This is a genomic window from Tolypothrix sp. PCC 7601, assembly GCF_025677855.1.
GTDB lineage: Bacteria > Cyanobacteriota > Cyanobacteriia > Cyanobacteriales > Nostocaceae > Aulosira > Aulosira diplosiphon.
Map to the genome: position 1 here is coordinate 8,831,910 of NZ_CP064879.1, position 25,726 is coordinate 8,857,635.

20 protein-coding genes are annotated in these 25,726 nt (G+C 40.2%); 12 read left to right on the forward strand and 8 right to left on the reverse strand.

Annotated features, from left to right (window positions below; translation table 11 throughout):
* Positions 1–622 precede the first annotated feature (622 nt).
* Positions 623–2,002: a glucose-6-phosphate dehydrogenase gene (gene zwf / locus HG267_RS35825; protein WP_045873950.1), complete on the reverse strand. Its 1,380-nt coding sequence runs from the start codon at positions 2,000–2,002 to the stop codon at positions 623–625.
* A gap of 457 nt (positions 2,003–2,459) precedes the next feature.
* On the opposite strand from zwf, the gene HG267_RS35830 reads away from it, so the two are divergent.
* On the forward strand, positions 2,460–3,332 hold the full coding sequence (locus tag HG267_RS35830; protein WP_052335406.1) for a hypothetical protein: 873 nt from the start codon (positions 2,460–2,462) through the stop codon (positions 3,330–3,332).
* Between the two features lie 146 nt (positions 3,333–3,478).
* Here HG267_RS35830 and HG267_RS35835 read toward each other — a convergent pair whose 3' ends face one another.
* The 3 genes from HG267_RS35835 to HG267_RS35845 form a co-directional block, all read right to left on the reverse strand.
* Positions 3,479–4,147 carry a cytochrome c oxidase subunit 3 gene (locus HG267_RS35835; RefSeq protein WP_045873948.1) on the reverse strand — a complete coding sequence of 223 codons (669 nt, stop codon included), beginning with the start codon at positions 4,145–4,147 and terminating at the stop codon, positions 3,479–3,481.
* A 120-nt stretch (positions 4,148–4,267) separates the two neighbouring features.
* Positions 4,268–5,953: a cytochrome c oxidase subunit I gene (gene ctaD, locus HG267_RS35840; protein WP_045873947.1), complete on the reverse strand. Its 1,686-nt coding sequence runs from the start codon at positions 5,951–5,953 to the stop codon at positions 4,268–4,270.
* On the reverse strand, positions 5,943–6,863 hold the full coding sequence (locus tag HG267_RS35845; RefSeq protein WP_045873946.1) for a cytochrome c oxidase subunit II: 921 nt from the start codon (positions 6,861–6,863) through the stop codon (positions 5,943–5,945). Before HG267_RS35845 ends, ctaD begins: the two co-directional genes overlap by 11 nt.
* Positions 6,864–7,691: 828 nt before the next feature.
* Here HG267_RS35845 and HG267_RS35850 point away from each other — a divergent pair.
* The 3 genes from HG267_RS35850 to HG267_RS35860 are packed head-to-tail and all read left to right on the forward strand — an operon-like array spanning position 7,692 to position 10,764.
* Complete coding sequence (locus tag HG267_RS35850; RefSeq protein WP_045873945.1) at positions 7,692–8,504, forward strand: SDR family oxidoreductase; 813 nt, start codon at positions 7,692–7,694, stop codon at positions 8,502–8,504.
* 8 nt (positions 8,505–8,512) lie between these two features.
* A complete protein-coding gene (locus HG267_RS35855; protein WP_210403135.1) occupies positions 8,513–8,701 on the forward strand; it encodes a hypothetical protein in 189 nt (62 codons plus the stop codon).
* Complete coding sequence (locus tag HG267_RS35860; RefSeq protein ID WP_045873944.1) at positions 8,635–10,764, forward strand: glycogen debranching N-terminal domain-containing protein; 2,130 nt, start codon at positions 8,635–8,637, stop codon at positions 10,762–10,764. The genes HG267_RS35855 and HG267_RS35860 overlap by 67 nt, the downstream gene beginning before the upstream one ends.
* Before the next feature lie 441 nt (positions 10,765–11,205).
* On the opposite strand, the gene HG267_RS35865 is transcribed toward HG267_RS35860, so the two are convergent.
* Positions 11,206–11,925, reverse strand: a complete 720-nt coding sequence (locus HG267_RS35865; protein WP_045873943.1) for a 2-phosphosulfolactate phosphatase — start codon at positions 11,923–11,925, stop codon at positions 11,206–11,208.
* A gap of 773 nt (positions 11,926–12,698) precedes the next feature.
* On the opposite strand from HG267_RS35865, the gene HG267_RS35870 reads away from it, so the two are divergent.
* The 6 genes from HG267_RS35870 to HG267_RS35895 all read left to right on the forward strand — a co-directional run bounded on the left by HG267_RS35870 (position 12,699) and on the right by HG267_RS35895 (position 18,112).
* Positions 12,699–14,198: an APC family permease gene (locus HG267_RS35870; RefSeq protein ID WP_045873942.1), complete on the forward strand. Its 1,500-nt coding sequence runs from the start codon at positions 12,699–12,701 to the stop codon at positions 14,196–14,198.
* A 215-nt stretch (positions 14,199–14,413) separates the two neighbouring features.
* Positions 14,414–15,115, forward strand: coding sequence for a cadmium resistance transporter (locus HG267_RS35875; RefSeq protein ID WP_045873941.1), 702 nt, complete (start codon positions 14,414–14,416; stop codon positions 15,113–15,115).
* Positions 15,116–15,277: 162 nt separating this feature from the next.
* A complete protein-coding gene (locus HG267_RS35880) occupies positions 15,278–15,913 on the forward strand; it encodes a hypothetical protein (RefSeq protein ID WP_045873940.1) in 636 nt (211 codons plus the stop codon).
* A gap of 75 nt (positions 15,914–15,988) precedes the next feature.
* Positions 15,989–16,657, forward strand: a complete 669-nt coding sequence (locus HG267_RS35885; RefSeq protein ID WP_045873939.1) for a hypothetical protein — start codon at positions 15,989–15,991, stop codon at positions 16,655–16,657.
* An 81-nt stretch (positions 16,658–16,738) separates the two neighbouring features.
* Positions 16,739–17,572, forward strand: a complete 834-nt coding sequence (locus HG267_RS35890) for a sulfite exporter TauE/SafE family protein (RefSeq protein WP_045873938.1) — start codon at positions 16,739–16,741, stop codon at positions 17,570–17,572.
* A 3-nt stretch (positions 17,573–17,575) separates the two neighbouring features.
* A complete protein-coding gene (locus HG267_RS35895) occupies positions 17,576–18,112 on the forward strand; it encodes a DUF1634 domain-containing protein (RefSeq protein WP_045873937.1) in 537 nt (178 codons plus the stop codon).
* Positions 18,113–18,542: 430 nt separating this feature from the next.
* Here the strand turns inward: HG267_RS35895 and HG267_RS35900 are convergent, their stop codons facing one another.
* From HG267_RS35900 to HG267_RS35910, 3 genes are all read right to left on the reverse strand, one after another.
* Positions 18,543–19,550 carry a mechanosensitive ion channel family protein gene (locus HG267_RS35900; RefSeq protein ID WP_045873936.1) on the reverse strand — a complete coding sequence of 336 codons (1,008 nt, stop codon included), beginning with the start codon at positions 19,548–19,550 and terminating at the stop codon, positions 18,543–18,545.
* Positions 19,551–20,748: 1,198 nt separating this feature from the next.
* Positions 20,749–21,096 carry a hypothetical protein gene (locus HG267_RS35905; RefSeq protein WP_045873935.1) on the reverse strand — a complete coding sequence of 116 codons (348 nt, stop codon included), beginning with the start codon at positions 21,094–21,096 and terminating at the stop codon, positions 20,749–20,751.
* Positions 21,097–21,312: 216 nt separating this feature from the next.
* Positions 21,313–22,797: a CIA30 family protein gene (locus HG267_RS35910; protein ID WP_045873934.1), complete on the reverse strand. Its 1,485-nt coding sequence runs from the start codon at positions 22,795–22,797 to the stop codon at positions 21,313–21,315.
* Between the two features lie 1,157 nt (positions 22,798–23,954).
* On the opposite strand from HG267_RS35910, the gene HG267_RS35915 reads away from it, so the two are divergent.
* Both HG267_RS35915 and HG267_RS35920 read left to right on the forward strand, forming a co-directional pair.
* Positions 23,955–24,455, forward strand: a complete 501-nt coding sequence (locus tag HG267_RS35915; protein ID WP_045873991.1) for a HugZ family protein — start codon at positions 23,955–23,957, stop codon at positions 24,453–24,455.
* A 122-nt stretch (positions 24,456–24,577) separates the two neighbouring features.
* Positions 24,578–25,465 carry an alpha/beta fold hydrolase gene (locus tag HG267_RS35920; protein WP_045873933.1) on the forward strand — a complete coding sequence of 296 codons (888 nt, stop codon included), beginning with the start codon at positions 24,578–24,580 and terminating at the stop codon, positions 25,463–25,465.
* Positions 25,466–25,726: the final 261 nt, after the last annotated feature.

The following is a 25,726-nucleotide window of genomic DNA, read 5'->3' on the forward strand; positions in this document are numbered from 1 at the left end:
ATCTATATAATTCAAATTAATCGAAGTTAAATATTTTTACATGAGAAGATATTTATAATAATAAGTCTTTGTGTCCAAATATTTTTAAACCACAAAAACGCTGAGATTTTTAGACTAATTTGCTAAATTAAACAAATCTTGATTCGTTCACTTAGAAGACTAGTACAAGTCGGCGTAAATAGCGCAAAGTTGGCGGTGTCGGTTTCCGTCCCGCCAAACTTTGTAAGAGAAACAGACCATCTGTAATTGCTAAAAGGCTTGTGGTATGACTATTCTTTCTTTTTACTTTTTACTTTTGCCTTGTTGTACTAGCCTCAATTTCTTAATTGCGAATGGGTGTAACTCTTGCCATGCCCCATGCCCAAAAACTCCACCCACAAGGGGGTGGAGTTTTCATTGCAGAACGGAATAACTCTATTTTTGATGCTGCCTGTGTTGTGCTATGAGACAGCGATTAGTTAATCGCTGTCAACAATTCTTGTAGCAATTACAGCTTTACGGCAGCAATAATCTGGAGTTTGGGTTTGATCAATTTATTGTTCTTTGGACATTTCGCATTACGTTAAATTAAGCCGGAGACTCACCCCTTTGCTCATCTGCAGGCATTTTTGAGTAATACCTGCTAATCCCTAGTTAAGGGGTTGTACCAGCGATCGCTCGACAAGAGCAATTTATCTGATTCAGGTGGGCCCCATGTATTTGGCTCATATTCGTAAACAGGTGTGACGCTATCGAGAATTGACTGGACAATCCGCCATTCCTCTTCTACTGTATCTTCGCGAACAAACAAGGTGGGATCGCCCCGCATAGCATCGCCTAATAGACGTTCATAGGGCTCCATCTCGTCCCCGCCTCCGTAAAAGGCCAAAAGTTCAACCGCAGAGCCGATCATGTCTTCGCCTGGGATTTTAGTGCGCGCACCCAGTCCGACTATTACCTCTGGATCTAGTAGAAAACGAACATAATGAGTGTTTTCTTTTCCCCCTTCTTTGAACACATCTAAAGGTGGACACTTGAGCTTGACCATCACTTCAGTTGTCTTCACAGGCAATTTCTTCCCAGCGCGGATGTAGATGGGAACTCCTGACCACCGCCAGGTATTAATAAATAGCCGCACTGCAACAAAAGTTTCTACTTGGGATTGGGGAGAAACACCTTCTTCATCACGGTAACCGAGAAATTGACCGCGAATAACGTCATGGGCTTGCAGTGACGGTATAGCTTTGAGAATACGCTCTTTTTCATCCCTGATGGCATCAGGAGCGTTACTGGCGGGTGCGTCCATGCAAACTGAAGCTAATACTTGCAGCATATGGTTTTCCACCACATCCCGAATTGCACCAGTCTCCTCATAGAAGTGCCCCCGTCCTTGAATGCCAAAGTTTTCTGCCATGACAATCTGGATGCTTTCAACATAGTTACGATTCCAGATTGGTTCGAGAAAAGAGTTGGCAAACCGAAAATAGAGTAAATTCAGCAGTGGTTCTTTGCCCAGGTAATGGTCAATGCGATATATAGAAGATTCGGGAAACACCGATGCCAGAATTTGGTTTAACTCACGTGCTGATTGCAAATCCCGGCCAAATGGTTTTTCGATCACTACGCGGGCATTTTGAGCACAACCTGATTTGCCCAATCCTTCTACTACTTGGGCAAACAAGCTAGGCGGAATTGCCAGATAGTAGAGAGGACGAGTGGCATTACCCAGAGCTTGACGTAATTTTTCGTAAGTTTCTGGTTTGTTGTAGTCACCAGAGACATACTGCAGCAATGAGGAAAGTTGATCAAATGCTGCTTGATTTACACCACCATAATGTTCCAGGCTATCACGTGCCCTTTCCCTCAGTTGATCGGTCGTCCAAGGTCGTCCGGCAACACCAATCACCGGCACATTGAGATTACCCCGCCTCACCATTGCCTGAAGACTGGGAAAGATTTTCTTGTATGCTAGGTCACCTGTTGCCCCGAAAAATACTAGTGCGTCTGAATGAAGAGTTTCCATGACGAATCTCTTGAGGAATTAGCTTTTTCATGATAGCCGCCAAACGGAAAGCGCACGGCTGACAACAGTGTATCAGCAAAATCTGCTTTAATACGGGAGATCAAGTAAGCAAACAGTACGAAAATAGTGCTTTATCTGCTGCCAGATTTGAGAGAATTGGTATTATTTGACCAATACCTTTGCCAATTTACGAGGGTAAGTTCATGTATTAACGTCCTTTCCTCTAGGGTTGGGCAAAAACAATAAATCCTAAAAATTCCTTGTTGATTTATCGCAAAGCTTTTTTTGGCGTGCTTTCGTATAATCAAGGGTTTTAGCCTATAATCTAGCTTTTAAGCTCAAGGCTTATGTATCGGTTATTTTGCCATTTTTGCCCAAATTTTTTACCCTCTTATTTTGGCGAAGGTATTGTTGATTGTATAGCTTTTTAAAGAATAAAAGTCAGGATTTTAGCAAAATGACCAGCGAACAAACAGAGACAGAACAAACGCCATCAGGAATGTTTCAAGCAATTGGCGTAATTACAGGGGATGTGGTTTTTATTAAAGATGAGGAGAGAAATAAATATGTTGCAAACATCACCATAGGACAATATCAGTACAACCTATTTCCTCAGGGATCATCATGGAGCAAATTAGCATCTTTTAATGGACTACGGAAGCAGATAGAATCTACAGGTATTAGCAAACAAAAATTGATTGTTTACCCCAAAATTACACATTACCCAAGCAGAGAGCAGCAACATAAGATAGCATTCCAATTGGTTGCATTCGAGAACGATAATGTAGAAAACTCAATCTCACAGGAATTAAATGACCTGGAATTTAAGCTTTCGGGTTTATGGCAATTCATCCCAGTTTGTAAAACACCATGCATCACGGTGATGAGGAATTTTAGTAATGAACGCTTAGAGTACATCAAACAAGCTCAGTTAAGCAGTAAGGTCAACTTTATGAAAGCTGCTCATATTCCCTTGATGTGGAAAGATGCACCTGTCAAGCCTTTTAGGTTTAACCCAAAGTTGGAAAAAGAGCAGCAGGGTAAAGCAATGTTTGTCAGTATCAAAGCCAGGTTTATCCCTGGTAAAGATATGTTCGGTTTTGATTCTCTTTTAGGTATGCCACAGGATGAACCACCAAAGTATTTGAAGGCAGGTAAAAAAGATAAGGCTGAAGTCCTGAAGAGTAAGTTAGCTTTTAAGCGCCAAAGAACTTCTAACGAACAGATAAAGGGAACTATTAAGCCGAAAGTTGTTCTCAAAAAACTTGATCCAGTAGAAACAACTCCAGCAGCAGTCATAGAAAAGCCGAAACTAAAACCTAAAAGTTAGGCTCATTTAGCAACGCATTTTCACGAAATTAGCAGGTTTTCAATGTTTGGGTGAGATGCGTTGATAAATTCAATCAATAATGTAATTGGTGTTGATTTTGGTCGTCATTGTCTGGTTTCATCACACCAATCTCCAATGCGATGTTTTTATGCTTGCCAAAGATAGAGAAGTGAGAAAAGAAAAACCCAAACTATATCAACAAAGTGCCAAAACAAAGTACTAGCACTCACGCCAAAGTGACCCTGATCATAGTTACCTCGAATAAAGGAGCGGACAAGCATAGTTATTTGCAAAATTACACCAGTGAGAACATGTAGACCGTGAAAACCTGTTAATACATAAAATGTGGCACCAACTAAACCTGTACTTAACCCAAAATTAAGGTTGCTCCACTCAATCCCTTGAGCGATTAAGAAATAGGTTCCCATACAAATTGTCATCAACCACAGCCAACGAAACCTTACTAACCTGCCACGTTTGAGAGCATTTTCTGCTGGTTGAATTACAAAGCTGCTGGAAAGTAACACCACCGTGTTAATAATTACAAAAGTAGACAATTCTGGCCCCGAAACACCAGGTGGTAGCCAATTTTCTGAGTGTGTTAATCGCAGGCCAACGTAGGTAAAAATAAAGCTCAAAAAAACTATACTTTCTGACAACAGGAACACGGTAAAACCAAACATTCCTTTACCATGATGGTCTTCAGATCGTCCACCCCGAACTGGCAAAAAACGTTGGAGCCAATTTGGTAGGTATCGTCGCCATCGTTCTAAAGGGACAGGACTTTCATCTACATGAATTACGCCACGGTTCATAATTTTTGTGATTTGTCATTGGGTAATTGGTAATTAGTAATTGGCAATAAAAATTTCTCTTTGTCCCCCTCATCTCCCTCATCTCCCTCATCTCCCTCATCTCCCTCATCTCCCTAATTCTCAGAGTTCTTGGTGATGATAATCGGGGGGTTCGATGACTGAGTATTTGGGATCGCCATAGTCGTAGGGGGGTCTTTTTACTACGGGAATTTCTTCAAAGTTATTTTGTGGTGGTGGTGAAGTGGTTGTCCATTCTAGTCCAGTGGCCAGCCAGGGATTGTTACTTGCTCTTTGTCCGTAGAGCCAGGAACCCACCATATTGGCAATAAAAGGTAGTATCGACACTCCTAATAAAAATCCCCCTAGACTAGCAACGACATTCCATCCTTGATAACGCGGGTCGTAGGAGGAAATGCGGCGTACCATTCCTTGTAAACCTAGTGGGAGCATCGGGAAGAAGGTGAGGTTAGCACCGATAAAGGTTAACCAAAAATGCACCTTTCCCCAGCCTTCAGCATACATCCGTCCAGTTATCTTGGGAAACCAATAATAAATGGCAGCAAAGATTGCCATTGTGATGGTGTTAAAGACAATGTAGTGGAAATGCCCGACTATAAAGTAGGTATTATGCACATGAATATCAAATGGTACGGCTGCCAGCATCACACCAGTAACACCACCAAGCAGAAACATGGCTGCACCTCCCATCGCGAACAGCATGGGTGTTTCTAGATGCAGTTTACTTTTCCAAATTGTGGCAGTCCAACCAAATGCTTTCACTCCAGTGGGTACAGCAACCAACATCGATGTCACCATAAATAACATCCGCATCCAGCCAGGGGTAGCACTGGTGAACATATGATGCACCCACACAAAGATGCTGACGATCGCAATACCTAAAGAAGCAACAGCTAATGAGCGATAGCCAAATAAAGGGTTACGGGAAAAGGCTGGCAGCACCTCTGCAAAAATACCGAATGCTGGTAGTGCCATGATATACACTGCAGGGTGGGAGTAGAACCAGAAGAGATGCTGGTAAATGATCGGGTCGCCATTTTCTAAGGGTTTGAAAAAATTTGTCCCAAAACTGAGGTCAAATAACAGTAGTACCAATGCACCGGTTAAAGAAGGCAAATTCACTAACTGCAACAACTGGGCGCTGAAAACTGACCACACAAACACAGGCATTCGGAAAAAGGTCATTCCTGGTGCCCGCATCCAAAAGATGGTAGTCACAAAGTTGACAGCCCCCATAATGGAAGAGATGCCAATCAAGACAATACTTACAATCCAAATAAATTCACCGTTAATCGGCTGACCAGGAGGCACTTGCAGACTAATTGGGGGATAAGACCACCAACCAGACTGGGCTGTACCATTAGGTAAAAAGAAGCTAGATATTAATAAAATCCCACTGGGGGGAATAATCCAGAAAGATATGGCATTGAGTAGCGGAAACGCCATATCCCGCGCGCCAATCATTAGCGGTACTAGGTAGTTAGAGAGACCAGCATTGAATGGGATAATCCATAAAAAAATCATGATTGTCCCATGCAAAGTGAACAAGCCGTTGTACAGGGGGCGATCAAGCACATTTGATGCTGGCGTAATTAGTTCGGCACGGATCAGCATCGCCAACAGTCCGCCAATGAGAAAGAAAATGAACGTCGTTACCATGTACTGAACGCCGATCACCTTGTGGTCAGTACTAAAGCTGAAATATCGTCGCCAGTTATGCAGAGACTCATTTTCAGCGTTTTCAGAATCTCTATTCAAGATGATATTTTCATCAGAATCATGTGTCATTCATTACTTTCCTTTCATTTGCAATTGCTCTTGGCGCTGGTGCGACAGTGTACCAGTTGCTCTTAAACCAGGTTTTTGGCGGTTGGGTATACTCAGCAACAGCCTGATTTTCGTTGGTTGTTGGTTCTTGTTGGGCGTGACTTAACCACTGGTTATATTGGTCAAGAGATTCAATTTGCACATTGGCATCCATCAAAGCAAAGTAAGTCCCACTGAATAATGCATCTTTGAGCTTGTATTGGCCTATGCGTGTGGGTGTAACTACAATGTCTATGGAACGACCAGGAACAACATACTGCTGTAAGCGAAACTCAGGCACATAAAAACTGTGGAGTACGTCCTGAGCGTGCAGATTTAAGCGAGTCCGAAGATTTACAGGTAGATGCAATTCATTGCTAGTAATATTATTGGGATAGCGAAAAGTCCAATCCCACTGCTTGACAAAAACCTCAATAGTTTCAGATGCTGGTTTAGGTTTGTCTGCGCTAGCTGCGGCATAGACTGGTTCTGGTTCTAAAGGTGTGTGCAAATGTACGACTTGCTGCAAACCAAGAATATCTAATTGCTGATAAATATTGAAACTTTGGAAAGCCAGCCACAGTACTAACAAAGTAGGCGCTGCTGTCCATAAAAATTCTAGTTTGAGGTCACCTCGAGATGGATGTCCTTCACTATAATCATTTTTGGGTGCGCGAAAGAAAATTACTGAGTACAGCATCATGCTTACAATCCCAAAAATAATGAATGCACCTATTGAGGTTAAAAAGCTAAACAAACTATCAACTTTTTGCGCTTCTGCTGTAGCTTCAGGAGGCATCCAAGAATATGACCACTGACCAATCCAATGGCTGATTGCGAGTAGCACTGCAATATAAACAGCTATTAGTAAATATTCTAAAAATCTCCCCATAATATTTTATTTATTTAAGACTTTGTAATATAAGTTAATTTGCAATCTGCCTCAAATTCAAATTGATTCTGGAATTTTCTGGATATTTTTTAATCTAAGAATTGCTTTCACAAAAACCATTCTTAGTAACTATTGCCTGACAGATAGTTAAAAAAAACTATCTTCGGGATGATTTATTATAAATACAAATCATTTGTTTCTATTTGTTATGTAAAGTACTTAAAAATTGATATTTAATCATAAAAAATAATAAATCAAATTTTCATAAATTCCATTTTTTCTTGAGCAGGACTTACGCTATATTGGGCGGGCAAGATGCCCACCCCACAATAAATATAGAATTTCAGATTATGCAAACTAGATGTGGTTTAGCTGATTGAGAATCTCCGAAAATTAAATTACCCGATTTCTGCATTCATATCACTATTAAATCTGTTTTTCTATACCTCAATTTTTCTCGATTATTAAAAAACAACTTCTGTTGACTTCATTTTTTAACAATTTCATCAAATAATGAAAATTAAATGAAATTTTTATAGACCTTAGGATAGAAGTATTAATTCTGCCATCAGTTGGAGGTAATCACCACGGTAAACCTTTAAATTGATGCCAGAATTAACAATAACAATCAAAAATTTAATACATGTTAATGTGATTTTTATTACATTTCACCAATCATTTAGTTAGGAAAGTTACTAGTTACAGTGAATTGTAAATCTAGCTGTTAAATCTTGAATCATATACATCATATTTATCAACAAAAAAACCAATTATGAGCGCATTTTTCAGCATTAGCAACAAGAACGCTTTATATTATCAGGAAACACTATGAGCTATTCTCCTTACCTGCTCAAAGGTCAAAAAGCACTTGTAACAGGTGCTAGTTCTGGCATCGGTGAAGCCATAGCTCGTTATTTAGCTTTATCCGGTGCAGCAGTAGCGATTAACTACCATTCTGAAGCCGAAGAAGCCCAAAAACTTGTTGATGATATTCAAGCCAATAATGGTGAAGCTTTTGCTATTCAAGCTGATGTCAGCAAAGAAGACCAAGTAAAAGCAATGTTTCAGCAGATAATCCAAGAATTTGGAACTATTCACATCTTAGTAAACAATGCAGGTCTGCAAAAAGATTCACCTTTTGTAGATATGACTCTCGACCATTGGAATACAGTGATTGGAGTCAATCTTACAGGGCAATTTTTGTGTGCTAGGGAAGCAGCCAAGGAATTCTTACGTAGAGGAGTGCAACCGCAGATTTCATCTGCCGCAGGTAAGATTATCTGCATGAGTTCTGTGCATCAGGTAATTCCTTGGGCGGAACACGTCAATTATGCTGCTAGTAAAGGCGGTATTAATATGATGATGCAAAGTATTGCCCAAGAACTAGCTCCTCATAGAATTCGTGTGAATAGCATTGCGCCTGGTGCCATCAAAACCCCTATTAATACATCAGCTTGGGATACCCCTCAAGCCGAAGCAAAGTTATTAAAACTGATTCCAGCCAAACGAGTTGGTGATGTAGATGATATAGCCAAAGCCGCAGTTTGGTTAGCTTCTGATGATTCTGATTATGTCAACGGTACAACTTTGTTTGTAGATGGTGGTATGACTTTATATCCAGGTTTTACCGAGAATGGCTAGAAAAGGGATTGGGGATTGGGGATGAGGAAGATGAGGAAGATGAGGGGGATGAGGGGGATGAGGAAGACAGAATTGATGCCCTATGCCCCATGCCCAATGCCCAATGCCCAATGCCCTATATCCAATACTTATGCCTACACAAGTTACTATCAATCCTGGTGTGGTTACGATTAATGATGGTTCCTCATTTCTGGTAACTGCTAGTGATGCTTCTATCGACGATAATCAAGCGCAAGGTTTTTTTGTACGTGACACACGCCTAATTTCTTATTACGAAATTTCTCTCAATCGCTACCGACTTGTACTGCTAGCTTCTAGCAATCTCAATCATCACACTGCTCTTTATCAATTTACCAATCCCCAAATTCCTACAGTTAAAGGCAACTTACCCCCTGGTAGTTTGCTCTTAACTATTCGACGCGACATTGTAGGAGGAATGCATGAGGATATCGACATCACCAACTATCACTCAGAAGCAGTTGAGTTTCAACTCATGTTGGCGATTCGTTCTGACTTTGCAGATATTTTTGAGGTCAAAGCCAAGAACATCATCATGCGGGGTAATACTGAAACAGTATGGCAAGACGGTGTACTGACTACTAAGTATAGTAACAGTTCTTTTGTCCGTGGCATCGTGACTGAACCAGTCTGTTCTGGTTCACAAGCCAGTTATGCCAACGGTCGTTTGATGTTTAATGTAGTAATTACTCCTGGTAAAACATGGCACAGTTGTATCAACTTTACAGCCTTAGCTAATGGGGATGTCCTCAAACCTCAACAAACTTGTGCCATGTCTCACACTACAGCAGCAGGAAAAGTCACCGATGAATTTTTGACTAAGGCGACAAAGTTGCGATCGTCTAATGCCGATATTAAGGGATTTTATCAGCAGGCGATCGTTGATATGGGAGCATTGCGGATTGAGGTAGAAGATAATGGGCATCAATTTTGGATGCCTGCGGCTGGGATTCCTTGGTTTATGGCTGTTTTTGGTCGTGACTCTGTAATTACTAGCTTGCAAACAATGGCAGTTTATCATGAATTTGCCCGTGGTACCCTTGTTCGGTTAGCCCAGTTACAAGCAACACAGTTAGATAATTGGCACGACGCTCAACCTGGCAAGATGTTGCACGAGCTGAGGCGTGATGAATTAACCAAACTCAATCAACTTCCATACAATCCCTATTATGGAACGATAGATACTACGATTCTGTGGATTGTTACCTTAGCTGAGACTTATAGCTGGAATGCTGACCTCAGTATGCTTGATGAGTGTCGATCGCCATTAGCAAAAGCATTAAAGTGGATTGATACGTACGGCGATTTTGATGATGATGGGTTCGTTGAATATATCACGTTTTCTAGCCACGGATTACGCAATCAAGGTTGGAAAGATTCTGGTGACTCAATAGTTTACCCCAATGGCCAATTAGTGCAACCACCAATTGCTTTGTGTGAGGTGCAAGGTTACGTTTATGATGCTTGGTTAAAAGCCGCTTTAATTTATGATCTGTGGGGAGAACAGGAACAAGCTAAAAAGCTACGTCAAAAAGCACAAGAACTCTACCAACGCTTTAACGATCGCTTTTGGATGGAAGATGAAGGCTTTTACTGTCTTGGTTTAGATCACCACAAGCAACAAATCAAATCTATTGCCTCTAATCCTGGTCACTTGCTCTGGTCTGGTATTGTACCCCAAGAAAGAGCCAAGCAAGTTGCAGCGCGACTTTTTCAAGCAGATATGTGGTGTGGTTGGGGTATAAGGACTCTTTCATCTCAAAATCAAGGGTATAACCCCATTAGTTATCAACGCGGTAGTGTCTGGCCACATGACAACTCAATTATTGCAGATGGGTTAAAGCGATACGGCTACCACAAAGAAGTTAACCATATCGCTGAAGGAATTTTTGCGGCTGCTAGTTATTTTCAAGCTGGAAGAATGCCAGAATTATTTGGCGGAATTGAACGCCGAGATGATAACTTTCCAGTCCCTTATCCAGATGCAAATATACCTCAAGCTTGGGCAGCAGGTTCAATTTTCCTACTGATTCGCAGCATACTAGGACTCGAAGCCGATGCACCACACCGCAAGTTAAAGGTACAGCCAAGTTTACCAGAATGCTTGCCAGATTTGGAATTGATCAATTTGAGTGTGGGAGACGCGAAAGTGTCATTACGTTTTTGGCGCGAAGGAGAACAAACCAAATGGCAAGTTACCCATACTGATGGCGAACTACAAGTGCTAAGTGCAGAGTACTGAGTAAACATTCTAATCCCCAATCCCATGAGATAAGGAAGCTAGCGATCGCAGTTTATCTAAGCTACAAACTGGATAGTAATCTCAATTCAAAATCAACTATAGCTGGGTAGGGGCACGGCATCCACAATCTTTTGGTATATCAAATATCTTAGTAGTGCCCATTGGTGTCAACTTAACGTGAAACCCGCTCTTGTGCAAGGTTTCGCCCTCACCCCCAGCCCCTCTCCCACACGGAGAGGGGAGCAAGAGATTTAGTTCCCCTTCTCCTGCGGGAGAAGGGGTTAGGGGATGAGGGCGCGAGGTATTTGTACAACGCCCGCCCTATATCGCTTTTAGCTTAAGTTGACACCAATGAGTAGTGCCGTGCCCCTACAAAGAATTTATCTGTCGCAAACATAATTTGAATTGATATAACCTGCCACCTACTATCCATCGGTGGCTTTACTTTGAACAATTGCTATAAGCCTTGTCAATCAATAAAGGGACGCACTCACTCACATTATAAGCTGCTGCTAATTCCACATCTAACTCGTAACCTTTGGCAATTAATTCTTTCCCCGAGCTGCATTTCTTTAAGTATCCTAGTAAATCATGTTGAAATGCAGCAAATGTGGTAACAGCAGTTTCTGCTTCCGGAGATAGGCTACCATGCAAAAAACTCAGAATTGCCCCTGCGCCAATTAAATCTTCAAAAGCTGGGCGCATTGTACCATCTTGCCATTTTTCGCCTGCGGGAATGACTGAGATTTGTGACCCGTATTGTTGAGCAAATTTTGCTACTGCTGCACAATTTCGCAAGCATCCAGCTATTGTGGGAGTATTATCAGTGAGCAATGTCAATGTTGAACCATTGGAAGAAGGTATCACTAACCTAGTTCCCGTAGGTATTTTAGTTAAGGATGCTGGGGAAAGTGAATAACCTGCTTTGGCCCAACGACCTTGTGATAATTCTGCTTTTACAGACTTGGCATAATCAATGGCTGAATCATCTCTCCATTGATATGGATAAATCATTGCACCATTGTTGGTGGCAATTTCGGTTGCGGTCGAGAACGAGAGTACATCGACAATAATAATGACATCACTAATGGGTGCAAGTTGAACAACTCCTTGTACTCCCCATTCACATCTTAAATTAAATTCTGCTTGATCAAAAATCATTTTTTTGCTTAATAAATTTCCTGGCGGCTAAAGAATAAAAAAATCTGGAATTTTTATCATCAGATAATCGCAAAAATGGTATAGCACAACTTTTTGATGAGATGCGATCGCATTTCCTAATTGTTATGTATTCATCACGCGTAAATGCAGTCAATACATACAATTTCCTTGTGGATTACCGGGAATTAAATTGGGTATTACCAACTCTAGATCATTTCAGCAAGACACCAGAAATTGTTAATAAAATATACCAGAATAACCACCTATTATTATTTTTATAATTCTTGTCAGCCTTGTGCTACCTTGCTTTGGCAATCTAACAATTTATTTGCTGTATTAGTAATAGGTTTAATTCGCTACTTAGATAATCTAGAATTATGATAATAAAACATAAAGCTGATAGATTTATAGTAGTTTATTAATGACAAAATCAAAAATCTATAAGTAAGTACACAGGCACAATATATAAACTGTACGTTTTGTTACGACTTTTAAAATCGAAGTGATATATGTAGTGCAGCCTCATAAAATTTTTACAATTAATCAGCTTTTTGAGCCTAAATGTAGCTGAAATAATTAGCAGAACTAGCTTTCCAGAGTATTTGTGAAATCAATTATTTTTATTTATTAAATTAAAAAGAAAAAATGTTTGCTTTTCTCACGTAAGGGAGATAACTTAAAACATAAGTACTGATAGCGATCGCTGGTTAAAAGAAACTACAAATAAAACTTCGGTTAATGGCTGATACTCGATATACCAGGGGTATGTTTTGATGTCCAGTGAATTCAAGATCAATGCAAACCAACAACAAGTCTTACAACAAAGTTTTCATGGCTTAAAATCACATTGCCTTTCTTTTGGGGAAGTTTTAGCACAATCTTTTGCAGTCATTGCACCAACAACTATCCCTGCGTCTAACGTGGGTTTAATTGTTGCTCTTGCAGGTAATGGGACTTGGCTAAGTATGGTTCTAGGTTTAGTGGGATTGGTATTTGTCAGTATCAATATCAATCAATTTGCTAGCCGTTCTGCTTCGCCTGGTTCTCTCTATTCATATATCGTCAAAGGTCTTGGCCCGACAGCTGGTGTCATCTGCGGTTGGAGTTTGGTTTTGGCTTATCTATTTACTGCCATGTCGGTGTTGTGTGGGTTTGCCAACTTCAGCAGTGTATTGATTGGTCATTTAGGAATCCACCCTTCTAGTATTACCTTACTAGCTTTAGGTGCAGGCATCGCCTGGTATGCAGGTTATAGAGATATTCAACTCTCAGCCGTCGCTATGCTATGGATGGAGGGTCTATCCATAGCATTGATTGGCATTTTATGTGTGATGATTTGGGCACACCACGGTTTTGCATTAGATATACCCCAACTAACTTTGAGTGGTGTGCAGCCAGGTAGTCTCGCAACCGGACTGGTACTGGTAATGTTTGCCTTCTCTGGATTTGAAAGTGCAACTACCTTGGGTGATGAAGCAAAAAGCCCATTAAAAACCATTCCGCGCTCAGTTTTAGGTAGTGTCGTCCTCGCTGGTTTATTCTATGTCTGCACTACATATATAGAAGTCTTAGCGTTTCGCCACTCAGGAGTAGATATTACCCACACCGAGGAACCTCTAGGTTATCTCTCCCAACAAATAGGTTTAGGTTGGCTAGGTGAATTAGTTGGGTTAGGTGCTTTAGCTAGCTTCTTTGCTTGCGTTCTGGGAAGTATTAATCCCGCCGCCAGAATCTTCTTCTTAATGGCGCGTCATGGATTGTTCCATGCCAAGCTTGGCAATACACACACATCGAATAAAACGCCTCACATTGCTGTCACGATGTGTTCTTTCTTGACATTCTTAATTCCGGCGGTGATGGCTCTATTTCAAATCAAACTCTTTGAGAGTATGGGATATTTAGGTGCGATCGCCAGCTTTGGATTTGTCACCGTTTACATCTTAATCTCTATTGCTGCACCAATTTACCTCTACAAAATCAATAGTCTGCGTCTTAGAGATATCATATTTTCCCTCATAGCCATAGGGTTTATGTGCATTCCCTTGGTAGGTAGCATCGGAATTCCCGGAAATCAAATGTTTCCAGTTCCTGAAGCTCCTTATAATCTCTTTCCTTATCTCTTTTTAATCTATATTGCCATTGCTTGCGGATGGTTCATGTGCCAGAGATTACGCTCGCCCAAAATGGTTAACAAAATGGTCAAAGCTATCGACGCAATTCACATTAGATTTGACAGCGATGCTTACGGTAACGCGAAACGGGGCAAAAAATAGCCAAGTTATATCAAGTCAGGCTAATTACTGACGATATGGTTGGTCTTGTTGGTCATTGGTAATTGTTAAACTGTCTTTTTATTTCCCATTACCCATTACCTATTACCCATTCCCAACCTTCACAGATATGATAAGTCTGCAAACGGACATGATATTAGCTATTTGCCCTTTGTGCAATCATCAATAATCCAGTATTCAATATCCAAAACTGTGTAATGGAAGAATTAATTACCGCTATCCCTACAGGCATAACAGCTTTTACCGCAACTAATCTTGACGATTTAGTTATTTTGTCGCTCTGGTTTTCACAAATCAATAATAATTTCCGTTCGCGGCATATTGTTATCGGTCAGTTCCTCGGATTTAGTATTTTAGTAATTGCTAGTCTGACGGGCTTTTTGGGCGGTATGATATTACCAAAACACTGGATTGGTCTACTGGGACTAGCTCCTATCGCAATTGGTATGAGTAGTTGGCTCAATCAAGAAAGTGATGATGATGATGCAGAAGATGAGGAATTGAAACAATCACAAACTTCTCCATTTGCTAGCTTTCTTTCTCCACAAACTTATAGTGTTGCAGCAATTACCATTGCCAATGGTAGTGATAATATCAGTATTTATATGCCATTGTTTGCTAACAGCAATCTCATCAGACTGAGCATAATTCTCATCATCTTCTTTTTGCTTGTAGGAGTTTGGTGCTATGGCAGCTACAAACTAATTAACCAAAACAATATTGCAACTATTCTCAATCGTTATGGTAGTAATTTGGTTCCCTTTGTCTTGGTGGGATTAGGAGTATATATCATTTTAGAAAGTGGCGCATTGAGTCCACTGGCTTTAGTAGCTAGTTGTATCTGTCTCATGGTGATAGTCAAAAAATATAAACCTAGGGCAGAAGTCGAAGAGAACTAAAATAGGCTAAAAATAAGGAAATTGGTGAAAGTTAGACAACTTATCGCAGTCAAAATTTTGTGTCTTGGGATTGATTAGTTGAGAAATTGCAATTTTGATTGCTAGCGATAGATATCAACAACGGGTAAAAATTTACCCTTTAAGCCTCATCAGGAGAACCCCATGAAGCTCTTTAAAACTTTTTTATTAGTCTTCACACTATTAGTGAATTTTTTAATTGTCCAACCATCTTGGGCTGATCCGCCACTACTGACGCAAACACCTGAATATGCTGAAGTTACACAAGCCATCAACGAACTAACACAAGCAAAAACAGCACCAGCAGAATCAGGATATACAGCAGAACAAATTGAACAGAAAACAGGCGAATTAAATCTCCAAAAATATATTCTGGAGACATCTCTAGAATGGGGACAATGTCGTAATCAAACTGGACAAAATTTAGCAGTTTTCGCCCATAAAGCTAAGAAAAATCAACAGCCGAGTATTTATTATTTAGGTAACGGCAAAATTACAGACGATGAATGGAACTGTGATGGTGTTTACCTACCAGCAGGAGTAAAAATTGCTGGCTTAATTCCTGGTGATACCCAAGCACAGGAATTAACAGAACCCCTAGCATTAAAATTTGTCCCTGGTACTCAGCTAATTGCTCAAACAAATCCCCAAACAGGCGCTATTGAATTAAATGTTCCGCCTGCAAAAATCTTCAAAACAAGTGACACTACCTGGACAATTCCCAATTTATCGGCAGCTGATGTTAGCGCTCAAGCACCTAATGCACCAATAGAAGACTAAATAATGCTGAAGACGTAAAATTATCCCGAAAATTTTGCGTCTTCATAATCCATCTTTGTTATCATCAGGAGAACCATGAAGTTATTTAAATCTCTGTTACTAGTGTTAATTATTGGGTTAAATTTTATATTTGCTAGACCTTCCTTAGCAGACCCACAAAAAATTACCAAAAGTGCTGATTACGTAGAAGTAACCAAATCCCTAGATATTCTAGAAGCGCAACTGGCAGCCGCTAAAACGGGAGAAACGATATCCGAGACATTCACAGTGGAAGATATCCAGAAAAAAATTGATGAATTGTCGTTTCAAAAATATGCTCTCGAAAAAGGGATTAACTGGGGTCAATGTCGCAATGAAACAGACAAAACAATTGCTGTGTACGGCCCCAAACCTAAAAAACCGAAAACATCCTACGATAATACACTTTACTTTTTAGGTGCTGGGCAAGAAACCCCAGCAGGATGGGATTGTCAGGGGATTTATTTAGCAAATGATGCTAAAGTTGCTGGTTTAAACATAGACCCGAATCAATCATTAGACGGTGCAGCCGCTATCAAAATATTTAAAGGTACACAATTGATAGCTAAGAGCAATCCAGAAACCAGCGCCTTAGAGTTTAATGTTACTCCCAGTAAACTTTTTCAAGCTGGCGATATCAACTGGTATATTCCTAATGTTGGAGAAAAAAATATTGCTTCTAGACTTCCGGATGTACCTCTAGGCGGCGAGGAAGAAGCTGATTAAAATTAAGCAATAAAAATGTAGAGACGCTAAACACGTCTCTACAAAGAAAAAAGTTACTTAGATAACAAAAGGCTAGCAGATGTGAATATTCTGGAATTTTCTTTATTAGTTTGGGTAGGTTCCTTTACTGCTGGGTTGATAGGTGCATTAACCGGTTTAGGAGGCGGAGTAGTGATTGTACCCTTATTAACTTCAGTATTTGGTGTTGATATTCGCTATGCTGTTGGCGCTTCTTTAGTATCTGTAATTGCTACTTCTTTAGGTGCAGCATCTACATACATTAAGCAAGGTTACACTAATTTAAGATTAGGAATGTTTTTAGAAGTAGCAACAACCTTTGGAGCTATTATAGGCGCTATAATTGCCACTAAAGTTTCTGTGAAAGCTTTAACAATTTTCCTAGCAATTATCTTACTTTATTCAGCATATCTCTCACAACAACCCAAACGCCAAGAACCAGAAAATGAAACAGAAGATGGCTTTGCAAATTATTTAGAACTGAATGGTGCTTACCCAACACCCGATGGCTTTATTCCTTATCAAGTTCATGCGGTTCCAGGTGGGTTTGCTGTGATGTTTGTATCTGGAATTATTTCTGGATTACTTGGTATTGGTTCGGGTGCATTTAAGGTTTTGGCAATGGATAACGTGATGCGTATTCCATTTAAAGTATCTACAACCACCAGTAATTTTATGATTGGTGTGACAGCCGCAGCTTCAGCAGGAGTTTATTTAGCCCGTGGTTATATTGACCCTGGATTATCAATGCCTGTGATGTTGGGTGTGTTACCTGGTGCTTTTTTGGGTGCCAGAATTCTCATAGGTGCTAAAACCCAAGTTTTAAGAATTATCTTCAGTTTTGTATTAATAGCAATGGCGCTGAAGATGGTCTACAACAGTCTGATTGGAGTATAATCAATGGTCTATTTTGATTTATTTCGGCGTTCGTTTGCTTTCATACCTAAAAACGAAGTTGTTGTAGAACCTTTAGAGCCAGAAGAAATAGATAGCGATATTGCTGCTTTAAAACAGCTAACTAAAAATACTGATATTACGCTGAATTCTGCTAAAAATATTATTAAAAGTGAAGATGAACAGAAATTTGAGAAGTTACTGAGTAACTTACTCAAATTTGGCGTTTTAATTGCTAGTGCTGTAGTGTTATTTGGGGGAATAATTTACTTAGTTCATCATGGAACTGAACCAGCTAGATATCAATTGTTTCGAGGTGAACCATCTAATTTTTGCTCGCCATTAGGTGTAATCAAAGCGCTGTTGGCTGGTAGTGATAGAGCCATTATTCAACTAGGAATATTACTCATGATTGCTACTCCTATCATCCGCGTGATAATTTCCCTTTTTGCTTTCCTCTCACGGCGGATATGGAGCTTTGTCATCATTACATTGTTAGTTCTTACTAGTTTGATTTATAGCTTGGTAGGTGGTTATTACTAAAAATATTTTTTATTGGTAATTTCTTTTATAAGTTGCTAGCCCAACAATAAATCACAGCTACCTTTCTGTAACGCGTAACGTACTAAAAGCTTTTGCACGGATGCGTTAAGCTATCGCTAACGCATCCTAATGGACTGACACGCCTAAAATGAGGCATTAGATTTGATTAAATTAACCGCAGATAAACAAGGCAGTGCGCCCTTGCGGTTCCCCGACTTGTACCCCTACGGGGAAGCAAGCTACGCGTAGCGTCTCCCCTTGGGAGAAGCAACTGCCGTGCAGATAAACGCGGATGAAATGAATTTTTGCTATTGCACCAAATTAGCTGTGTCAGTCCACTACGTGAACTTCTTAATTTTTTCAGCCTTTCGGGATCAACTCGGACACTCAGCCTGATTAACGTTCATATTTGCCATTTAAAATTGGAATTTTATTGTTCATTGAATTGAGAATCTATCTTACCATTCCCGTCATGGGAGGAATGTTTTTGCGCCAGTAACCTTAGAGAATTGCTGATGCGGCGAGGCTTTGGTACTTCCCGATTACCAGCAGGCCAACCTTCACGCTGACGGGAGCGATCGCCATCTGTTTCTTCGGTTTGGTCGTGGAATAAAATTTGTTGGGTGGGGAAAGGTAGATCTATACCATTAGCGGTGAGGGTTTTCTTGATTGCAGTCAGGACGCGATCGCGTGAAGCGAGATCGTCGGCTCTCCTGGGTGGTTTGATCCACCAACGGGCGCGGATATTTACGGTACTTTCAGCTAATTCCATCACCAATACATCAGGAGCCGGATCTGACAGCACTTCATCTAAGCTATGCATTGCTTCGAGAATTAATTGCTTGGCTTGGTCGATATCATCACCATAACCAATGCCGACATCATACTGTAAGCGGCGACTTTCAAAGGCAGTATTTACAGTCACAGAATTGGTGAACAATTCAGAGTTAGGAATCACAATTCGCCGACCATCATAGGTTCTAATTGTGGTGGCGCGTGTCTCAATACTTTCTACAGTTCCTTCAAAATTTTTAAAGACTATTTGGTCATTAATTTGAAAAGGTTCAGTGAGTAAAATTAAAATTCCTGCTAAAAAGTTCTGCAAAATATCACGGAATGCAAAACCAATTGCTACCCCACTGATTCCTAAAAGTTGTACTAAATCGCCTGCTCTAAATGTGGGGATGACAATTGATAAAGCGATGAATAGTCCTACTAGAATTGTTGTCCCCTGTGCTAAACGCCCAAGTACTAATCCTAAATTACGAGCTTGACGACGGTTTCGTGTTACTCGTTTGACCATTCTCTTAATTGCTCTAGCAATTAGAAAGAAAATGACAAAGACAATTAATGCCAAAACTAGGTTAGGAAGCAGCACAATAAATCCATCAATCATGCCTTGAATTTGCTGCCAAACTGCGGATATCTCTGCATTCATGTTACTTGGATGAATTATGGATCAAAGGGTGCAATTCCAATGTATTTACAGCAATAATGAGTAATGAGTAATGAGTAATGAGTAATGAGTAGGAATTTTACTTATTAATCATTACTTTTTTCAATTAGTTGCTGTACCTTATAAACATCGAATCTGCTGTATATTTGTTTAATTACTGTTACAGTTTCTCTGATGAGATAGAAAATTGCATCAGTCAAGAGGTTTAGTTGTTATCTATCCCTGGGGAGTATTGCAGAATCGAAAAGGCACAAAATCAAAGTAATAGAAATATGCTAAAATCCAACTTTTGGTTGTTACAGTGTGAAAGATAAAAATTTCTACTCTGAGAACTTATCTTATTTTGAACAACAACTAAGGATTAAAGATTGAAGAAAACAGAATTTTTCCTGGTATATCAGGACTTACAAAACTGACATATTATTTTATTTCATAGTTAAAACTTTATGCTGTCAACTTTAGCTAAAAGCGATATAGGGTGGGCATTGTACAAATACCTCCCGCCCTCATCCCCTAACCCCTTCTCCCGCAGGAGAAGGGGAACTAAATCTCTGGCTCCCTTCTCCCCGTGGGCTACGGTGTACACACAAGTACTCTCCACATACGTTTCAGGGATTTCAACCCCCTTAAATTGTCATTGCGAGGAGGAACGACGAAGCAATCCCAGCACCAAGCGATTGCTTCTCTGCGAGACGCTACGCGAACGCTTCGCTCGCAATGACAGGTTTTGAGCGATTTTTATCTGAGTTTAAAACTCCCTTCCAGGTAGGATTTCAAGACTTCTGTGTACACCGTAGCCCCGTGGGAGAGGGGCTGGGGGTGAGGGCGAAACCTTGCACAAGAGCGGGTTTCACGTTAAGTTGACACCACTGACAAGATAGTTATGGTTTTTGAGTACCCAATTATTGTTTCCGGGTACCCAGTTACCGTTTTCAAGTACCCAGTTACAGTTTCCAGGTAGCCAGTTATCGTTTTTGGGTACCCAGTTACCGTTTTTGGGTACTCAATTATCGTTTCCAGGTATCCAGTTATCGTTTCCGGGTACCTAGTTACAGTTTCCGGGTACTCAATTATCGTTTCCAGGTATCCAGTTATCGTTTCCGGGTACCTAGTTATGATTTTCGGGTACTCAATTATCGTTTCCGGGTACCCAATTATCGTGAATGGGTAGAACAATTTATTAACGCGATTCTAGCTTGGAGACACGTGTTTCTAATTTGTTGACTTGTTGCTTGAGTTCTACAACCAAAGTTGCAAGCCTATCAAACATTCTATCTCGTTCTGCTGTTGATAAATTCCTTCCAGAACCGCCTGATTGACGAGGGGTAAGCGTTGTTCTTGGGGATGGAGACAAGCGACTTTGACCGAGTTGAGATTGTATTTGACTTAACTGTGATTCAACGCGGTTTAAGTCTGCTTCTAAGTTATTAATTCGTGATTCTATCTGCTGAGATAAAGCTGGTTTTGATAATATCCCCATTAACAGCGTAATTATCAACAACCCGGCGAATAATAGCTTGTTAAACATTTCATTTACTTTTGTGCTTGGGGAAAATGGAAAAGGTGCTATCTTTCAATACTACAAGGGATAGCGTTTTGAACTCAAAATTGGTTTTGGGGAAAAGGTTAAAGGGTAAGGGTTAAAGGTTGTTTCTTTCCCTTTTCCCATTCCCTTTTTTTCCCCTTAACCGGCAAGTATTATGCTACCTTTTCCCTTTCTTTCCTATTCTCGCCTTTCTAAGATTTATTGATCAGGCTGTAAGTTAGAAAATAGACTCTGCCAATTGATAGAATTATTGCTGTTTTCTCCTGCTTTGACCTCAAAGGTGCGGTTACAAGCGTTTTGTTGTTTCAGCGCTTGGATGCAAAGTTCAGCAACATCCTCACGGCTGATTTTTCCCCGAATATTATCACCTTGCTCCAAGATTAATTCCTTACCTCCTGCTTCTTGTGTTAAAGCACATGGCCTAATAATTGTGTAAGAAATACCGCTTGTTCTTAAACTATCTTCTCCTTTTAATTTCCAAGTTAAAATTCCGCCCAATTGGTCATTTAATCTCACGGCTGGGGGTTCTTCTTCTAAATTAATTCCTGGTCTTCCGGGACGGGTGACACCTGCGGAACTAACTAAGACAAACTGCGGTAAATTTGTTCCACCATAAGCTTTGATTGATTCTACTTGCAAACTAAAGCCACCAGGGGTAAATTTGGGATTTAATGCGCCATCATATTCAAATTTACTTAACATTAATTGCAATGAGCTAATGGTACTCGCGTCAATTGGTGGTGCATCTTTAACAGTTTTGGCACGAAATACAGGTGTTAAATCGGCAAATGGAATGCGAATATCTATCCAGGTATTAGCTACAGTATCGAAGGAATAACTGTATCCTAATCCATCCCATTTTGTGTCTGGCCGGAGAAAGAATTTATAGCGTTGACCGTCGCCTCTGATGCGTAATTCTACACCTTCATAACCAGATAAATTAAATGGTGGTTCAAAATTTTTGGTTCTTACAGAAGCAAAGCCCCCGGAGTTGGCGGTGGAGACATAGCCAGCAAATAATGCTGTATCATCGACAAATTGCATATTACTGGCACTCACACCACCCATGACTACATCATCTAAAGCACCCCAGATATCTTTTAATTCTGCTGATGGTTTGGTGAAATCAAATATCAGCTTGGTATTGGGTGTTGGCAAATATTTTTTCGCTGCTGCTACTAAGTTTTTGACACCTTGATATTCGACATTTTCGGGTGTATCGCCAACGATTTCTGGTTGGTAAAATTTGATGCCTTGATAATATTTGGCTCTATCTGCTGTATCTCCTTCTACTGGTTGGACGCGCACGGCGGTACAACATACCACAGCTTGCAGATTCGCCATGACTATAGGAGTTAAGGTTTCTGGTTTGGTAATATCCGCAACTACTAAGTCAACATCATTACCCAGAATTGTCCTGGCTTTTTCAAGATCACGGACAAGACAGCGCACCCGCTCGCCACGTTCTAGTAATTGCTTAACCACAAGTTTACCAACACCACCTGTTGCACCTGCTACTAGTATTACACCCAAATTTCTTCCTCCATTAGGTCTATCTTCATTCTCTTGAGAATTACCGGGAATCAATTTTTGTACCCAGTTCAGCAAAGGAATAACCTCAAAGTAGGTTAAGGTTTTGATAAACCTGCATAAATCCCATTGAGAACGATTTTTGTCGGTCATATTTGCGTCCTCATAACTTTCTTTAGTTTAGCTTCTTATATATTTGTTACAAATAAATACAAAAGATAGTGGTGTCTGAATTGTCAGATTTTTTCGTGGAGGTAGTCCAGAGTCAGACAATTTTGGATTTAGAATTGAGATGGCAATACATTTGTGATTGATTTGTCAGTTGGGGAAACAGCTAGATCAATTGGGGGATTCTCCCCCAAACCCCCGATTGGGTGACGGTTGCGTCCCCCAAACCCCCTCCAAAATTATTGTTTTGTTATCAATTTATTTTTTTAACTGAACTGTATTGATTTATCAGTTGGGGAAACAGCTAGATCAATTGGGGGATTCTCCCCCAAACCCCCGATTGGGTGACGGTTGCGTCCCCCAAACCCCCTCCAAAATTATTGTTGTTTATCAATTTATTTTTTTAACTGAACTGTATTGATTTATCAGTTGGGGAAATAGCTAGATCAATTGGGGGATTCTCCCCCAAACCCCCGATTGGGTGACGGTTGCGTCCCCCAAACCCCCTCCAAAATTATTGTTGTTTATCAATTTATTTTTTTAACTGAACTGTATTGATTTATATGGCAATACAGTTCAAATAAGCCTTTTTTCTTTCCCTCTGCTTCCTTTACCTGCTTCAACAGAAAATCTTCTTAACTGAACCGTATTGATTGAGATTGCGGATCTATCCGGGTGTTGTCGGATTTTCTAGATGAACTTGTATAATTTGGTCGGGTAAGATGCTGACTACATCAGATTTATAGCCACAAGATTTAGGTGAGGCGTTACGTCAAAGGCTAACACATCCTAGATGTATTTCTAAAATTAATCTGTGTTATTTGCTTAAGTGATGCGTTACGCCAATGGCTAACGCATCCTACGCAGATTTTTTCAATTAATATCTGTTAGAGACTTCCAAATAAAAAAATATCCCAGTATGTATTGTGGGGTGGACATCTTGTCCGCCCAGTTTATGTGGCATGGCGGGCAAGATGCCCGCCCCACAAGATGGAATTTATTTCTTGGAAATCCCTTATTTGCCTAAGTCCTGATGTGTGGAAATTAGGTACAATAAAGCCACATCTGGCATCATTTCATCTGAGGGGCGAACAAGGTTAGAATACTCAACAAATTGTCATTCATCAATGGGTAATTGGATTATGAGCCAACTAGAACAAGTTCAAGCTGAGTACGAAAAATTCACTGAGCAATTTCAAAGTCTCATTATTAGCACTGTTAATGCTGAGGGAATGCCTAATGCGAGTTATGCTCCTTTTGTAATGGATGATTCTTATAATATTTATATTTATGTTAGTGGATTAGTTGCCCATACTAAAAATATTCTTGTCAATCCTCATGTGAGTGTTTTATTTATTGAGGATGAAAATCAGGCAAATCAAATTTTTGCTCGTCGTCGTTTAACTTTTGATTGTACGGCAACTTTAATAGAAAGAGATACTGAGCAGTGGCAGAAAATTGTTGAGCGCTTTCAAAATCGATTTGGTGAAATTATCGAAGTTTTTCTCGGTTTGGCTGACTTTCGCATTTTTCAGTTAACTCCTAACCAAGGTCGTTTTGTAGTAGGCTTTGGGTCAGCTTATAACATTAGTGGTGATAATCTGCGTCAACTTATTCAAGTGACTCCCAAGGATGTGAGATAGAAATTCAAAATTCAAATTTTGAATTTTATTTATTCATAAGTAGGTACACTTATGAAAATGTTGATTTTCCTCGATTCTATAAAGATTGAATAGTTAAATTTTTATCCTTTATACTTAATTTTATGCTTCAATTCCAACCTCCTGGCTTTGGGCACAAAGTAATTCATACCTCATTGGGGGCGATGGTTTACTATACCCAAACAACTGCACCTTGGTCGATTGCTGATGCTGAAAATTTGCCACCGCTATTATTTTTACATAACTTTGGTGGCGGTGCTTCTGCTTATGAGTGGTCAAAAGTTTATCCAGCTTTTGCTGATAGGTACCATATATTAGCCCCAGATTTAATTGGTTGGGGAGAGTCGGCGCATCCAATATGGGATTATCAAATTCGAGATTATTTAAATGCGATCGCCCAATTTATTAACCAAACTTGTCGTCAGCCTGTAACAGTTGTGGCTTCGTCTTTAACTGCGGCTTTGGCTATTCGTTTGGCAATTACCCAGCCTGAGTTATTCCAAGATTTATATTTAGTTTGTCCGGCTGGGTTTGATGATTTTGGTCAAGGTGTGGCACGCAGACTACCGCTACCACTGATTAATACGCCGTTGATTGATAATTTAATTTATGCTGTGGGTGCGGAAAATGAATTTGCAGTTCGCAACTTTCTGCAAAGTTTTTTGTTTGCCAAACCCGAACGTGTCTCCTCGGAGATGGTGCAAGCTTATTTAACTTCTGCACAACAGCCAAATGCTAAGTTTGCAGGCTTGGCATTTCTGCGAGGCGACCTTTATTTTGATTTGAGTTTATATATTCAGCAACTCAAAATTCCCACGGTGTTTTTCTGGGGCGAAAAGGCACAATTTACCAATATTAAACTCGGTAGAAGATTAGCAAATTTAAATCCCGATTTCATTCGTGCATTTGTGGCGATCGCCAACACTGGCATTTTACCCCATTTGGAAATGCCAGAGGTGTTTATTGGTTTGTTGCAGAAGTATTTAAAGTGAGGAGGTCGTAGTTCAACACACAAATATTGACAGGTGTTGATTGGGTAAAGGGAAAAGGTCAAGGGGGAAGGGTTTAAAGACTTTACCCCACCTTTCAAAAAGACTTTGGCAGACTAGTGGGCGATCGCAAAAGTTATGAGAATATGTGAGGGGTCAGATCCCCGACTTCTTGAAGAAGTCGGGGATCTCGCAGCGCCGTAAAATTAATGCGATAAACCACTAGTAGGGGGCGGGGGGAAAGAGGTTTGTGGAAATTCTGTA

Excerpts from the sequence above, each read along its gene's own strand:
- HG267_RS35860 (WP_045873944.1), top strand. The coding sequence starts at position 8,635 with ATGCCTACACAAGTTACTATCAATCCTGGTGTGGTTACGATTAATGAT.
- HG267_RS35865 (WP_045873943.1), bottom strand. The coding sequence starts at position 11,925 with ATGATTTTTGATCAAGCAGAATTTAATTTAAGATGTGAATGGGGAGTA.
- HG267_RS35850 (WP_045873945.1), top strand. The coding sequence starts at position 7,692 with ATGAGCTATTCTCCTTACCTGCTCAAAGGTCAAAAAGCACTTGTAACA.
- HG267_RS35905 (WP_045873935.1), bottom strand. The coding sequence starts at position 21,096 with ATGTTTAACAAGCTATTATTCGCCGGGTTGTTGATAATTACGCTGTTA.
- zwf (WP_045873950.1), bottom strand. The coding sequence starts at position 2,002 with ATGGAAACTCTTCATTCAGACGCACTAGTATTTTTCGGGGCAACAGGT.
- HG267_RS35830 (WP_052335406.1), top strand. The coding sequence starts at position 2,460 with ATGACCAGCGAACAAACAGAGACAGAACAAACGCCATCAGGAATGTTT.
- HG267_RS35835 (WP_045873948.1), bottom strand. The coding sequence starts at position 4,147 with ATGAACCGTGGCGTAATTCATGTAGATGAAAGTCCTGTCCCTTTAGAA.
- HG267_RS35845 (WP_045873946.1), bottom strand. The coding sequence starts at position 6,863 with ATGGGGAGATTTTTAGAATATTTACTAATAGCTGTTTATATTGCAGTG.
- HG267_RS35870 (WP_045873942.1), top strand. The coding sequence starts at position 12,699 with ATGTCCAGTGAATTCAAGATCAATGCAAACCAACAACAAGTCTTACAA.
- HG267_RS35880 (WP_045873940.1), top strand. The coding sequence starts at position 15,278 with ATGAAGCTCTTTAAAACTTTTTTATTAGTCTTCACACTATTAGTGAAT.
- HG267_RS35920 (WP_045873933.1), top strand. The coding sequence starts at position 24,578 with ATGCTTCAATTCCAACCTCCTGGCTTTGGGCACAAAGTAATTCATACC.
- HG267_RS35910 (WP_045873934.1), bottom strand. The coding sequence starts at position 22,797 with ATGACCGACAAAAATCGTTCTCAATGGGATTTATGCAGGTTTATCAAA.
- ctaD (WP_045873947.1), bottom strand. The coding sequence starts at position 5,953 with ATGACACATGATTCTGATGAAAATATCATCTTGAATAGAGATTCTGAA.
- HG267_RS35900 (WP_045873936.1), bottom strand. The coding sequence starts at position 19,550 with ATGAATGCAGAGATATCCGCAGTTTGGCAGCAAATTCAAGGCATGATT.
- HG267_RS35885 (WP_045873939.1), top strand. The coding sequence starts at position 15,989 with ATGAAGTTATTTAAATCTCTGTTACTAGTGTTAATTATTGGGTTAAAT.
- HG267_RS35895 (WP_045873937.1), top strand. The coding sequence starts at position 17,576 with ATGGTCTATTTTGATTTATTTCGGCGTTCGTTTGCTTTCATACCTAAA.
- HG267_RS35915 (WP_045873991.1), top strand. The coding sequence starts at position 23,955 with ATGAGCCAACTAGAACAAGTTCAAGCTGAGTACGAAAAATTCACTGAG.
- HG267_RS35875 (WP_045873941.1), top strand. The coding sequence starts at position 14,414 with ATGGAAGAATTAATTACCGCTATCCCTACAGGCATAACAGCTTTTACC.